The sequence below is a fragment of the Rickettsia philipii str. 364D genome (genome assembly GCF_000283995.1).
Taxonomy (GTDB): Bacteria; Pseudomonadota; Alphaproteobacteria; order Rickettsiales; family Rickettsiaceae; genus Rickettsia; species Rickettsia rickettsii.
The window spans coordinates 856,420-869,590 of record NC_016930.1 but is presented as its reverse complement, the minus strand read 5'-3'; the positions used below and the strand labels follow the sequence as shown (position 1 = coordinate 869,590).

Sequence of the window (13,171 nt, the reverse complement as noted above, 5' to 3'; positions counted from 1 at the left end):
AAAGCGCGATACATCAAGCTTTTAATTTTCAAAACTTACTGTGTATGCACCGTTTAATTACTGGATTCCCGCTTTTGCAAGAATGACATATTAATCATAATTTGTATATTTTATTATTCTTCTTTTATTATAAAGTATATATATTTGTATATAAGATAATTATGACTATATATGCTAACTATTTTAGAAAAATTCTTATTCTCTTCTGTAAAAACGTTCATCAATATACGTGAAGATACCGTATCTGCTCTTAAAAGGCTTGGTATTAACAATATTCGTGATTTATTATTTTATCTACCTGTTTCATATCAAAATAAAATATTATCTCCTAATTTAACTGAAGTTAGAGACGGTGACATAATCCAAACAGAAATTGTAGTTGAGAGCATTAATTTACCCAAGAAAAGTAGTCAGCCTTTAAAAATTACAGCTAGCAATGATACTGGTTCTTTGTTATTAGTGTTTTTTCATAAACCCCCACCGTTTATTTTTAATAAGCTGCAAGTTGGTACTTCTCATATTATCAGCGGAAAGGTACAATTTTTTGATCATTACTTACAAATTGCGCATCCTGAATTTATTGTAAATCCTAAACTCGCAAAAGAAATAGAGCCGATTTATTCCCTGACATATTTACTTAGTAACAAGAAGTTATATTCATATATCATAAAAGCAATAGAGATATTTGAAGAGAAGTGTAAGAGTATAGAAGATAAAGAAGTAAAAGATTATTTAGATATTATATTGCAGAATTTGCAAATGTTGCATGTTTTCCATCATTGCGAGGAGGCATGCATGCCGACGAAGCAATCCAGTAATGTAAAATTAATAAATGCTAGATTGCCACAGCCCCTAAAGGGGCTTCGCAATGACGATTTATATACTAACGCCAAAAAACAATTAGCAGCTAAGGAGCTTATCGCTAATCAAATATCTCTTTTAAATGTACGTACGCAAATAAGTAGAAGACAAGGTAATATTTACCCTAAAGCTGTATCTATTCAAGCAAATATATTAAATGAGCTAGGATTTGAGTTAACCTCTTATCAAAAGCAAGTCATAGAAGAAATAGAGTGTGATCAAAGCGATAAAATAGAAATGATGAGATTGTTGCAAGGCGATGTTGGTTCCGGTAAAACTTTGGTAGCTCTGCTGACGATGGTAAATGTGGTAGCCACTGGATTTCAAGCAACGCTTATGGCTCCAACTGATTTGCTTGCCAATCAGCATTATGAGTTTTTTGTTAAAGCTTTAAAAAATACTAATATAAGAGTCGGATTACTTACAGGTAAGATACTGGGGGCCGCTCGTAAAAATATTATGATACAACTTGACAACGGTGAGATTGATATATTAGTCGGCACTCATGCTTTATTTCAAGAAAAAGTAAGTTTTAAGAAATTAGGTTATATAGTTATTGATGAGCAGCATAGATTTGGGGTACAACAGCGTTTGAATTTAATAAATAAAGGAGTAAATCCCGATGTGTTAGTTATGACTGCAACGCCGATTCCTCGAAGTCTTGCACTGACTATGTTTGGTGATATGACTATCTCAAAGCTAATGGGTAAGCCGAAAAGTCGTTTACCTATCGCTACAAATACCATGTCCGTTAATAAGATAGAGCATATTATAGTAGCGATAAATAAGAAGCTTATTGCAGGTGAGCGGGTATATTGGATTTGTCCATTGATAGAGCAGGGAGGGAAAGAAACGCCGGAAGAGGATAGTTTATTGATGGATGTGATGAATCGTTTTAACTCTATCGACAATATCTATCCAGGTTATACCGGTATTATTCACGGTAAGATGAAGAACGAGCAGAAAGACCAAATAATGAAGCAATTTAAGGAAGGTGAAATTAAGATATTAGTTGCAACAACCGTTATTGAAGTCGGAATAGACATACCTGAAGCCACTTTGATAATTATTGAAAATGCTGAGCAATTTGGTCTCGCTCAACTTCATCAGCTTAGAGGTAGAGTAGGGCGGGGTAGTTTGCAGTCATATTGTATATTGTTATACAATCCTAAAAGGCTTAGAAAAGTTGCACGAGGTAGGTTTGAGATAATGAAACAAACTAATGATGGATTTTATATAGCTGAGCAGGATTTAAAACTTCGAGGTAGCGGTGAGATTTTAGGAGTAAAACAAAGTGGCGAAATCGCATTTTTCTTCGCCGATTTAGTGGACGATTATGACCTACTTCTTAAAGCGCATAAATTTGCGGCAATAGGCTCAAAAGGTAATGTAAATTTTGTTAACTTTCAGATCAAGCTCTTTGCCAAATCTCAAGTAAGCGAGCTGGTTTAGTTTGAATATGCTATTTCCGCTTGACATTGGCGTTGTTGCGTGGATCGATTTTTCTGTCATTGCGAGAAGAATTACGCAGTAATTCGATAAAGCAATCTTGTGCCAAAATCCTGAGATTGCCGTGCTCCTTTCAGTCGCTCGCAATGATGAAAAACCGTACCGTGCAAGCAAGCTTTTTTATAAAATCTAGAATACTATAAGTTAAAGTTAATCCTGTGTGATTTCAGCAAGTCTAGTAAACAGAGCGTCAATCATATCCCAGCCTTTTTTTTGAATAGTGAGTAAAGAAGCATCATTAATGTTTATTTGTTTTAATAAAGCTATTCCCATTTGTTCATGTTCAGGATCAAGATACATATGTGTTTTGAAATGTTGTGCTGCTTTATGATTAAAAAATATTGATCCTAGTTTTGCATAAAATATAGTAGCACAAGACTCTATTACTAAATGGACAAGGACGGCTCTTGCACTATCTCCAAGAGTCATCATTTTTAGCGTAAACCAAGAACCTAAGGCCTCAAAAATAGAATCTGTAGTTTCTTCATTATTTTCTAGATTGTGGAATAATTCTATATTATGTCCAAATTCATCGGTAAGATGCTCCCATGCAAGTTGTTGAAATTCTTTTGTTTCAGAAAACACTACTCTTGCTAATACCATTTTTTGAAATGCGTCTGACCAAAGCCGAAAATGTTTAAGAAATTTATTTTTTCGTAGCGTACTATCTAACTTAATTTTAAATAATTTGTTTTTTTTAAATTGCTCTTTATATTGTTCATTATCCAACATTAAACGATCTATTATATTCATATATTTAAATATATTAATATTAACTAAATTACGCTGTCACTTATTATTAATGTTTATTTACCAATTTTTAAAACCATATGTGTATTTATAGATGAATATGAATTGTAAGATCATAATGTGTATGCAGTAAATATATAAAACATTGCGACTTATCCATTTTATATTTATAGCTATTTTTTGTGGATAATCGCTTAGGATCATTAATATATAGGTAATTGTTAAGAAAGTGAGGTTTAAAATTAAGTCAGTATTTGAAAAATTAAACTCATTAAAGGAAATCGCAAGAGTAAAAAGAGTTGAATGCACGAAAGAAGCAAAAATTGCTATAAAACAGCAAAGTTTTAAGTTTGCCTGCTCATGTTTTGAAATAAATCCAAGTATCATTGTAGCAATTACAAGAGTCCCGTAATCAATCAAAGCCCAGCTAATATACCACAATAGTACCATTATAATTGCATGACAATAACCGCTATAGAAAAAGCGAGTTAAAGAATTACGAAAATAATAAATATACCATTGCCCTAAATAGATAGAGATTAGAATATTTGTAGTAAGAAACTGTTTAAATAGTACAGTGGTATATATTTGTAATAAAACACCGAATATTATTATATGGGTTTTTGGTTTATCATGAAAATTATAACCGGCAAAAAAGCAAAATACTGGCATAGTTGTACGACCTATGATCCGCATAATTGTTAATTCAGGATATAGATATAAACCTACATGATCAATGATCATGGCTATAATAGCTAAGGCTTTTAGCCAATCCTGATAATTTGATTGGTGCTTATTTTTTGTTATTATCATAATTAACCGCTTTTAATAAATATGCCGTGCCGAAAAATGCTCCCATTCCAACTGCAATTGTACTACCTAGCATACAGACTTTAATCAGTAAATATTCCGAATAAAAATATTCTAAATAATAATGCTTTATTAAAGCAATTATAATAGACATTAATATACAGCATAACAAAATTTTACCGCAGAAAAGTTTTATACCGGCTTCTATATGAAGCTTATTTTGTTTTGTAGTATAGCTATATAATAAACCTAGATTATACCAAGCTGCAATAGATGTACCGACTGCAATACCGATATGTTTCAAAGAATCCATTAATAATAGGTTCATGCCGGTATTAATTATTATTGAAAATAAGGTTATTTTGAGCGGTGTTTTAGTATCTCCGTTAGCATAAAAAATAGGAGTTAAAATTTTTGCCAAAATAAAAGCAGGGAGCCCAAGTGCAAACGCAGAAATAGCCTCAGCTGTATTTGTAGTATCTTGGCTCGTGAATACTCCTCTTTCATAAATTATATTAATAATCGGATGAGATAGAATTATAATACCAAATGTAGCAGGCAACGATAATAATAATCCCATTCTAATAGCATTATTCTGTATTTTTGTTGCAGCTACTATATCATTTGATTTATAGATTTTTGACAGCTCAGGTAGCAATATAGTAGAGAAGCTAGTACCTATTATTGATAGAGGAAATTGATATATCCGGTCGGCATAAGATAATATAGAAATAGCACCTTCAATAAAGCTAGCAATAGATTGGGATATGAAAAGGTTTAATTGCTGTATGCCAGAGCTAATGGTTGCCGGTCCCATATTAATCAAAAGCTTTTTTACATCGGGATCGCTTAGGTTAAAAATTATCGGAAAGTTTAAATCCGCTCTTTTCACACAGACAAACATAAACGAAACTTGTAATATTCCGGCCATTATTAAAGATAAGCTAATTGAGATAGTAGATTCTATATAATGATCAAATGTTACAGTAAAAATTATTACGCATATACTTAAAATAACCGGTGAAAAAGCAAATGCAGCAAATTTTTTTATAGAGTTTAATATTCCGCCAAGTAGAGCCGTTAATGAAACAAATATTAAATAAGGTATTGTAATTCGGCATAAAAATACCGTAAGCTCAAACTTTTCTTTTTTACCGTGAAATCCAGGAACAATAAACAGCATTAATTGTGGCATGAAGATTTGCATTAATGCTATTATTACTATTAATGTCAGAAGTAAAAGGGTAAAAATCTCACCTGAAAAATTATTAGCAGCTTTCTTAGAAATAAGCATTTTTTCATTATAAATAGGAATGAATACGCTTGATAATGCTCCTTCTGCAAAAATTCTTCTAAATAGATTCGGTAGTTTAAAAGCAACATTAATGCTATCACCCATAGGCGTAGAGCCGAATAATGATGCGATAAACTGTTCACGCACTAAGCCAAATATGCGAGAAATTAATGTGCAAAAAGCTACTACGACTCCTGAACGAAATAATCGACTTCTTGCATAACTTGCCTCTAAAGGTAATTTGTGCGTCAATCCGGTACTCGCATTCTCACGTACTAAAGTGTACGCTGCGGTGCTGTGTTCCGTGTTTCCTTTAAATTCCTCTTTATTAGCTACGTTATGCAAGAAGTCGGTCACTGTTTGTTTTTTATCTTATTTTTCTGATGTCATTCCCGCGGAGGCGGAAATCCAGTAAAACCTATAAAAAATAAAAACTTCTTTTTATAGGTTTATTTTGTTAATTAATGTGTAATTGTTGAGATCGGGATTAAGGCTACTTTTTCTGGATTCCCGCCTCTGCGGGAATGACATCAAGCACCATGCAAGCAACGTCATGAATTCTTATCCCTAGCTGACCCTATCTATTCCTTCATTGATTAAAGCGTCTGCTTTTGATTTATTTTCCCATCCAGTAACTTTAACCCATTTACCTTTTTCTAAATCTTTATAATGCTCAAAGAAATGCACGATACGTTTCTTGAGCATGTCACATAAATCATCTAGCTCTTTAATATGATCGAAAGTAATATCGAGCTTAGAAGTCGGTACTGCGATTATTTTCTCATCAAGCCCTGATTCGTCTTCCATCATCAATACACCGACTGCTCGGCATTGTATAACCGACCCAGGCACTACCGGATGATGAGCTACGACAAGTACGTCTACTGGATCACCGTCATTTGAAAGAGTATGAGGAATAAAACCGTAATTGCATGGATAGCTCATGGTAGTTTGCATAAAGCGATCAACAAAAATTGCTCCTGATTCTTTGTCAAATTCGTATTTGATTGGACCGCTATTCATCGGAATTTCGATAATTACGTTTATTTCGTAATTATTTGCTTTTGCTTTGATTTTATCTATAAACATGTTTTTATTTATTTGGTTTAGTTGTTTTTCGTCATTGCAAGGAGAATTACAACGTAATTCGACGAAGCAATCTCAGGCCTATTTTACTAGATTGCCACGTCGCTTCGCTCTTCGCAATGACGTTGTTATTGCGGAGGTCTGTAATTCTCATCATGCTTTGCAAGTAATTGTCTTGCTATAAATTTCCCGTTCGATAATTGCCCGATGGCAATAATTCCTTGTCCTTTACGAAATAGAGCCGGAAGGGCTCCTTGATATAATATCTCGAAATCCTTAATATTATCGGTAATAACAAAACTTATCTTATCATCAGCAATTTTATTTATTGAGTCTGTTTTAACAAGCCCACCGACTCTTAACTCTTTGCCTTGTTCTATTGCATTAATTTTTGACGGCGGCAAAAAAAATACTATATTTTTCTCTAAATTGTAAAGTATTATACTAATTCCTAAAAATGCTGAGCAGAAACAAATAATTATTGTTATTAATCTATTTCTTACTCTCTTTTGCATTAAAGTTCTGTTTATTTTTCAATGACTTGTAATTTAAAAAACTTACAATTAACAATGCCGCTAAGGTTAAAAAGGTAAATAAATACGCTACCGATATATAATTATTCATTTCTTAAAAATTCCATAATTTCCTTAGGTGAAGAATCTAAATAGAAATGTTTCAGATATTTTCCGTTTGCATCGATTAAATATGTAAAAGATGAATGATCAAGCATATAGTTCGGGTCGTCATCATCACCATGCACACGAGCATAGAAGACCTTGAATTTATCAGTTACATCTTTTATTTGCTGCTCGTTACCGGTAAGACCTATAAATTTCGGATGAAAATGTTTTAGATATTCTTTAAGTGCTATAGGAGTATCACGTTTTGGGTCAATAGTGATAAAAACAGGTAGAATATCTATTTTATGTTTATTTAAAATTTCTACAATCTCCGTCATTTTATTTAGAGAGGTTGGGCATATATCAGGACAACTAGTAAATCCAAAGTAAATGAGGCTTAAGTGGCCTTTCAACTTATCACTATTAAATAGCTCTCCATTTTGGTCTATGAGTTCAAAATCACCGCCGATTTTTACGTTATCTTCATAGATATTAACTTGACCGGCAAGTGGCTTTTCAGGCGTTCTTAAAGATAACAACAAATATAATGCTCCTACTCCTATTAATAAGCTAATTACGATAATTATTTTTATAACATTTGACTGTATGTTCATAAGATATTATCCATTTTTGTGTTGTCATCCTAGCTGGTCCTGCTGTATGGCTCTTATGTTATTCCTGCGAAAGCAGGAATCCAGAGAAAAGTGAAAATGTCATACCGTGGCTTGACTACGGTATCTTATATCACAGGCCGTGTTCTGAGATCCCGCAATCAAGTTGCGGGATGACATTAAAGGTTACTAGATTCCCGCTTTCGTGGGAATGACATAAAAAGACCATACAACAAAGTCTACTCTTTTACACAAGCCCTAATTTTTTAGGTTTAAAATATTGTACCCAAATATCTATTAACAATTTAGTAATGATAATCGCCGAAAACATTGAAGATATAATCCCGATCGTTAATGCAACGGCAAAACCTTTGATTGCACCTACTCCAAATATATAAAGTAAAAAAGCAACGATTAAAGTAGTTAGGTTAGCATCAAGGATAGTGGCAAACGCAGATTCAAAACCGGTTCTAATAGCATAAAGATTAGACACTCCTTTATGCAGTTCCTCTTTAATTCTTTCGTAAATCAATACATTAGCATCAACAGCCATACCCATAGTGAGTATTATTCCTGCAATTCCCGGCAGAGTTAAAGTAGCTTGGAAAAGTGAAAGTAAAGCTAAAATATATAACAATGCAAGGCTTAAGGCTATATTGGCAAATAAACCAAGCACACCGTAAGACCAAACCATAAATACACACACTGCTATAAATCCTATAAGTCCTGCCTTTTTGCCCGACTCTATAGAATCAGCACCCAAATTTGGACCTATACTTCTCTCTTCAATAATTTTCAGTGGGGCAGGAAGCGAACCGGCTCGCAATAATAGTGCAAGCTCATTTGCCGACTCAACGGTAAAATTTCCTGTTATTATACCGCTTCCGCCCATAATCGCTCCGTTTATCATTGGAGCACTTAGTAATTTATTGTCTAAAACTATAGCAAGGCGTTTACCGGTATTATTTTTAGTTATTGCACCAAATATTTTACTACCTAAATTGTTGAAAGAAAAAGCAACTACCGCTTGCGAATTTTGGTCAAAAGAAGCTGAAGCGGTTGTAAGCTTATCCCCACCCAAAACAACTTTTTTCTTTATAACGACATAATACTCCCCATGACTTTCGTTATCTCCCTTAACTAGCATTGAACCTACTGGAACATGTCCTTTTACCGCTTCTTCGATATTGGCATTTTCATCAACTAAATGAAAAGTTAGCTTTGCAGTTTTCCCTAATATATTCTTCAGGTAAGAGGGATTTGCTTCACCGGGAACTTGCAGTAATATATGCTTATCGCCTTGTTTCTGTAGGGTCGGCTCTTTAGTGCCGGTACTATCAACTCTCATGCGAACGATCTCAATAGATTGGTCTACTACCTTATTAAGTAAGTCATTTAATCTAGATGCGCTGTAGCTAAGCTTTATTTTATTTTCATTTACTTCAGCGATAATTTCTGGATCGATTTTATTAATTATTTTCTTTAACGGCTTTAATTTCTCAGGCGATCTTACTTCTAATTGAATGCTATTTTGTCTAACTAACAGATTTTTATAGCCGATTTTATCCTCACGAAAATTTTTGCGTAAAGTGTCGGCAAGATTTTCCATTGAATCATTTAAGTAGGTGTCAAAATCAACATCGAGTAATAAATGGGCTCCTCCTCTAAGATCAAGTCCTAGATTTACTGAATCATGAGGTAGAAACTTAGAGTGTACCTGCATGAAATTAGGTAAGGCACAAATAACCGCAAAAACCGTACATATAATTGAAAGAAAAATTTTCCACTTAGGAAGATTTTGCACCGCTTACCTTCTTATTTTTTTTGTTTTCTTTTTTTACTGCTACTTCTTTTGTACGACTAGTTATATCGATAATAGCACTTTTTAAAACTTTAATACGTACATCTTTAGCTATTTCGATTTCAATATTATTGTCATTTTCACTTACTTTAGTCACAATACCATAAATGCCGCTATTTGTTAGAACTTCTTCGCCTTTTTTAACTTCACTTACTAATTTCTCTCTTTCTTTGCGTCGTGTTTCTTGTGGACGTAATAATAAGAAGTAAAATACAGCAAAAATTAAAACCATCGGTATTAAGCTTGTTAACCCCGATTGTAAAGAATTTGTTTCTGCAGGCACTACCTCAGTTTCCTGTATTTCTATAGTGTCGTTATTATTTGCCTGATTATCTTGCGTATTTGCTGACATATGTAATTTCCTAATTGTTGCAATAGTCTTCCTGTATAACCTCTTTCTAAAAGTAATTTGTATACCTTTGATACTTCAAGCTTTGGTACGTCAAATTTTAGGCTTCGCCTTTGCTCATGTAGTTTTCTACGCTCCGCAGGCTCACCACTTACTTGGCTTCCAACTTTTGAAGTATCTGCGGTATACATCAATCGGGTACTCGCATCTCACGTCCCTTTTTGTACGCTGCGGTGCTGCGTGCCGTGTTTCCTTAAAATTTCTCTTTATAAGATAGGTTATGCACTAAGTCTAATAAAATAAAAATAGCTACCTAATAGCTTTAATGCAAGGGTAAAATAATAATATAAAATATATTTAAATGTATTTTATACTAATATAAGTTATCACAAAACCGATAAATGGCTATTTTTATGACAGTTATAACTAATAGAATTTCTAATGCACTAGATATTATACTTTCTAATGTTGTTAAGGAAATCGCTAGACCAAAAGGATATATTATACGTAAAGCAATAGAAAGTTATATAGAAGAAAAAGCAGATTTATTAATTGCTGTGTCTTGTGTAGAAAAAAGAGAAGAAGTAATTTCATTAGAAGATATTAAGAAAAAATATGGTTTGGAAGATTGAATTTATAATAAACTTACTGATGTCATTTGCAAAAGGGCGTTGTTGCTTGGCTCGAAACACATGCTCTATGTCATTCCCGCCTACGCGGGAATGACATAAAATGGACAAAATTACTGGAGCGGGTGAAGGGATTCGAACCCTCGACTTCAACCTTGGCAAGGTAGTGCTCTACCCCTGAGCTACACCCGCTTAAATAAAATAACGGCGTTTTAATGTAAAAAGTTTAAGGGGATCAAAATTAATTACATAAAAACGCCTTAGTGCTTTTTAACCTAAGCGAATCTGAATATAAGTAATTATAAGATAAATTGCAAGTATTAAATTAGAAATTTATTGGCATTGCTAAATAAAGATATATTATTTAATAAATTAACGCGCAAGGCAATTACAAAGTATATTGACTAAGCAATCTAGTTAAAAACTCTGTAAACTAGAATTTATTATTATTTTTTTAGATTGATACGCTCCGTTCAGTCGCTCAGCTCATTACGACACCTGTCTTGAGTTAGCAATGCTATAAAAAATCTAATTTTGTTAACTTGACTTTTATTTTGATATAAAACAGTATAGTTCTTTATTAATTTTAACTAATCTGTAGAAAAGTATGTGAAGTTACGCAAAAGAGCAAAAAAGTTTAGCCCGTAATCAAAAAGAAACAATAGGACTACTATCGATAGGTACGTTTCTTGCATATTTTGATCTCACGCTCGTACACATGGCGGTAATACTTAACGAGCTATTTTTTCCTGAAACCGATGCACGAGCAGCTTCTCTATATTCTGCCATTGCATATTGTGCAACATATGTATTTAGACCTATCGGTGCTTTAATATTCGGTTGGATAGGAGATACTATAGGTCGTAAGGCAACGGTCATTATTACAACTTTTTTAATGTCGCTTTGTTATCTTATAATGGCTAATTATAAAAACTTATGCCGAAATTGGTATTACGGGGACTTTTGTAGTAACTGCGTGTCGTATCGCTCAGGGGATGTCCTTTATAGGGGAGGTAGTAGGTGCCGAGCTTTATCTAACCGAAATGACAAAAATTCCTCAACGTTATTGGGTGGTGGCTTCGCTTGTTGTTTTTGTAATTTTAGGTGCAACCGTGTAGCATTGGCGGTAGGAACACTTGTTACTTCTTTTGGACTTGATTGGCGTATTGCATTTTGGTTTGGAGCAGCTATTGCTATAGTTGGTGCTGTTGTAAGGACAAATCTTAGGGAGACTCGAGATTTCATTGATGCAAAAAGACGCATAAAGAAAACTGTAGCGCAAGCAGGGATAGATAGTAATCGGCTAAAATCAAGCCCTATTTGGAGTGAAAAAATTAATAAACCAACAGCAATAACTTTCTTTTTGGTACATTGTGGAGCCCCGTTATGGTTTTATTATTGTTGATATTTATTGCGGTAATATGCTAAAAACTCATTATAATTACAGTGCTAATCAAGTAATTCATCAAAATTTTATTGTTTGTGGTACAGAATTAATAAGTACAATAATTGTTACTTATTTGGTTTGTAAAATACATCCTTTAAAAGTCCTTAAAGTAAGATTAATAATATTTTCTATGGTAGCCCTTATATCTTCTATCTTACTAAATAATATTTCAAATACTATAGAATTACTTTTATTCCAATTATTTATTGTAGTATTTGCCCCTACTACTTTTCCGGCAGGTGCAGTGTTTTATGCAAGATTTCCAGTATTAAAACGTTTTACATGCGGCAGTTTTATATTTGCTTTATCACGAGCTTTAATGTTTGCAGTTTCTTCTTTTAGAACAATTTACTTGATAGATTCTTTTAATCACTGGGGATTATTATTCTTGATTATTCCAATTCTAATTGGTTATACATTTGGAGTAAATCATTTTATAAAGTTAGAGGAGGAAGCAGAGAGTTATTATTAGAAAAAGCTTTGTGTCTTTCAAGTTCAATATTAAAAACTTTTAGGCATAACTTAGCAAATTCTTGTTCTAGTTTATAATTTATATTAGCAGCGACCAGAAGAAAATTTATTAAAGTCGCTTCAATAATTTTTCTAGCTTTCTCAGGTGATTTAACTCCCAAAGTTTGCACATTATGAATTCGGTCAAATAATTTTATTAATGCCGTATTGTATCTTTTTTCTTTAATTAATAAGTGTAGGCTTTCTCTGCTACTTATCTTCCCGTAAGATTTAATGCTAGTTAGACCTTCTACGTGTTTTGCTACTTCCGGTCCAAAAATTTCGGTAATTGCTTCTTCAGTTAATTCAGTGTCTTCAATAGTATCATGAAGTAAAGCGGCTTGCAGCATAATAATGTTATAAAGCTTAGGTGCTTCTTTAGCTACAAATTCAGCAAGCATAATTTTTACCTCAATCGGGTGCGAATAATAAGGATCGCCTGATTGACGTATTTGAGAACCGTGTTACGTGCATAGTGGATACCTTTTGTGATTTCGAGTATATCTATAGGATTTGCTACTTTAGTATTTAAATATTCGAGTTTATCAAGTAATTTTTGACTATAAACACAAATTGCAAACTTTTCTTTCCAAGAGCTTATATCTTCTATAAAAGTTATTTCTTATTTCATTATAATTTGTGGGCTATTAATTAAAAAATTAGGCATTGCCTAGAAAAAGTTGATAATTTGAAAAGTTTACGTCATTGCCACGCTCTTTGCAGTCGCTTAGCTCATGACGATATCAACCGTTGCGAGGAAATGTCAAAAATTGCAGTAATAAATAGCTGCAGATTAGGTTCTATGAAGGAAAATTAATCCTAAAGTCAAAAATA

Annotated in this window: 13 protein-coding genes, 1 tRNA gene and 1 pseudogene; 4 read left to right on the top strand and 11 right to left on the bottom strand. The window is 33.1% G+C overall.

What is annotated here, in order from left to right:
- The first annotated feature begins 171 nt into the window (after positions 1-171).
- Entirely contained in the window at positions 172-2,313 is a 2,142-nt protein-coding gene (locus RSA_RS04525) for an ATP-dependent DNA helicase RecG (protein ID WP_014364872.1), read from the top strand.
- A gap of 207 nt (positions 2,314-2,520) precedes the next feature.
- Here the strand turns inward: RSA_RS04525 and RSA_RS04520 are convergent, their stop codons facing one another.
- The 9 genes from RSA_RS04520 to RSA_RS07735 all read right to left on the bottom strand — a co-directional run bounded on the left by RSA_RS04520 (position 2,521) and on the right by RSA_RS07735 (position 9,945).
- Positions 2,521-3,123, bottom strand: a complete 603-nt coding sequence (locus tag RSA_RS04520) for a hypothetical protein (protein ID WP_041472350.1) — start codon at positions 3,121-3,123, stop codon at positions 2,521-2,523.
- Between the two features lie 57 nt (positions 3,124-3,180).
- On the bottom strand, positions 3,181-3,933 hold the full coding sequence (locus RSA_RS04515) for a TraX family protein (protein WP_014364870.1): 753 nt from the start codon (positions 3,931-3,933) through the stop codon (positions 3,181-3,183).
- Positions 3,914-5,476, bottom strand: a complete 1,563-nt coding sequence (gene murJ, locus RSA_RS04510) for a murein biosynthesis integral membrane protein MurJ (protein ID WP_410526330.1) — start codon at positions 5,474-5,476, stop codon at positions 3,914-3,916. The genes RSA_RS04515 and murJ overlap by 20 nt, the downstream gene beginning before the upstream one ends.
- Before the next feature lie 315 nt (positions 5,477-5,791).
- Positions 5,792-6,313, bottom strand: a complete 522-nt coding sequence (gene ppa, locus RSA_RS04505; protein ID WP_012151060.1) for an inorganic diphosphatase — start codon at positions 6,311-6,313, stop codon at positions 5,792-5,794.
- A gap of 125 nt (positions 6,314-6,438) precedes the next feature.
- A complete protein-coding gene (gene ccmE, locus RSA_RS04500) occupies positions 6,439-6,825 on the bottom strand; it encodes a cytochrome c maturation protein CcmE (protein WP_014364868.1) in 387 nt (128 codons plus the stop codon).
- Between the two features lie 101 nt (positions 6,826-6,926).
- Positions 6,927-7,544, bottom strand: coding sequence for an SCO family protein (locus tag RSA_RS04495; protein ID WP_014364867.1), 618 nt, complete (start codon positions 7,542-7,544; stop codon positions 6,927-6,929).
- A gap of 244 nt (positions 7,545-7,788) precedes the next feature.
- The gene (gene secD, locus RSA_RS04490) at positions 7,789-9,345 is read right to left on the bottom strand and encodes a protein translocase subunit SecD (protein ID WP_014364866.1); all 1,557 of its coding nucleotides are present in this window, start codon (positions 9,343-9,345) and stop codon (positions 7,789-7,791) included.
- Positions 9,329-9,754, bottom strand: a complete 426-nt coding sequence (gene yajC / locus RSA_RS04485; RefSeq protein WP_012151056.1) for a preprotein translocase subunit YajC — start codon at positions 9,752-9,754, stop codon at positions 9,329-9,331. The genes secD and yajC overlap by 17 nt, the downstream gene beginning before the upstream one ends.
- Positions 9,706-9,945, bottom strand: coding sequence for a palindromic element RPE5 domain-containing protein (locus tag RSA_RS07735; RefSeq protein ID WP_014363139.1), 240 nt, complete (start codon positions 9,943-9,945; stop codon positions 9,706-9,708). The genes yajC and RSA_RS07735 overlap by 49 nt, the downstream gene beginning before the upstream one ends.
- 207 nt (positions 9,946-10,152) lie before the next feature.
- On the opposite strand from RSA_RS07735, the gene RSA_RS04480 reads away from it, so the two are divergent.
- A complete protein-coding gene (locus tag RSA_RS04480) occupies positions 10,153-10,383 on the top strand; it encodes an antitoxin (RefSeq protein ID WP_014362385.1) in 231 nt (76 codons plus the stop codon).
- A gap of 114 nt (positions 10,384-10,497) precedes the next feature.
- On the opposite strand, the gene RSA_RS04475 is transcribed toward RSA_RS04480, so the two are convergent.
- Positions 10,498-10,572 (bottom strand) — tRNA-Gly (locus RSA_RS04475).
- A gap of 526 nt (positions 10,573-11,098) precedes the next feature.
- Here RSA_RS04475 and RSA_RS09595 point away from each other — a divergent pair.
- Complete coding sequence (locus RSA_RS09595) at positions 11,099-11,785, top strand: MFS transporter (protein ID WP_231284207.1); 687 nt, start codon at positions 11,099-11,101, stop codon at positions 11,783-11,785.
- A 172-nt stretch (positions 11,786-11,957) separates the two neighbouring features.
- Complete coding sequence (locus RSA_RS09590) at positions 11,958-12,299, top strand: hypothetical protein (RefSeq protein ID WP_041472403.1); 342 nt, start codon at positions 11,958-11,960, stop codon at positions 12,297-12,299.
- On the opposite strand, the pseudogene RSA_RS04450 reads toward RSA_RS09590, so the two are convergent.
- Positions 12,262-12,947, bottom strand: a pseudogene (locus tag RSA_RS04450) (HD domain-containing protein). The gene RSA_RS09590 and the pseudogene RSA_RS04450 overlap by 38 nt on opposite strands.
- Between the last annotated feature and the right edge of the window lie 224 nt (positions 12,948-13,171).

Coding starts and splice junctions, on each gene's coding strand:
- yajC (WP_012151056.1), bottom strand. CDS start 9,754: ATGTCAGCAAATACGCAAGATAATCAGGCAAATAATAACGACACTATA.
- ppa (WP_012151060.1), bottom strand. CDS start 6,313: ATGTTTATAGATAAAATCAAAGCAAAAGCAAATAATTACGAAATAAAC.
- ccmE (WP_014364868.1), bottom strand. CDS start 6,825: ATGCAAAAGAGAGTAAGAAATAGATTAATAACAATAATTATTTGTTTC.
- RSA_RS04525 (WP_014364872.1), top strand. CDS start 172: ATGCTAACTATTTTAGAAAAATTCTTATTCTCTTCTGTAAAAACGTTC.
- RSA_RS09590 (WP_041472403.1), top strand. CDS start 11,958: ATGGTAGCCCTTATATCTTCTATCTTACTAAATAATATTTCAAATACT.
- RSA_RS04515 (WP_014364870.1), bottom strand. CDS start 3,933: ATGATAATAACAAAAAATAAGCACCAATCAAATTATCAGGATTGGCTA.
- RSA_RS04520 (WP_041472350.1), bottom strand. CDS start 3,123: ATGAATATAATAGATCGTTTAATGTTGGATAATGAACAATATAAAGAG.
- RSA_RS09595 (WP_231284207.1), top strand. CDS start 11,099: ATGGCGGTAATACTTAACGAGCTATTTTTTCCTGAAACCGATGCACGA.
- RSA_RS04480 (WP_014362385.1), top strand. CDS start 10,153: ATGGCTATTTTTATGACAGTTATAACTAATAGAATTTCTAATGCACTA.
- RSA_RS04495 (WP_014364867.1), bottom strand. CDS start 7,544: ATGAACATACAGTCAAATGTTATAAAAATAATTATCGTAATTAGCTTA.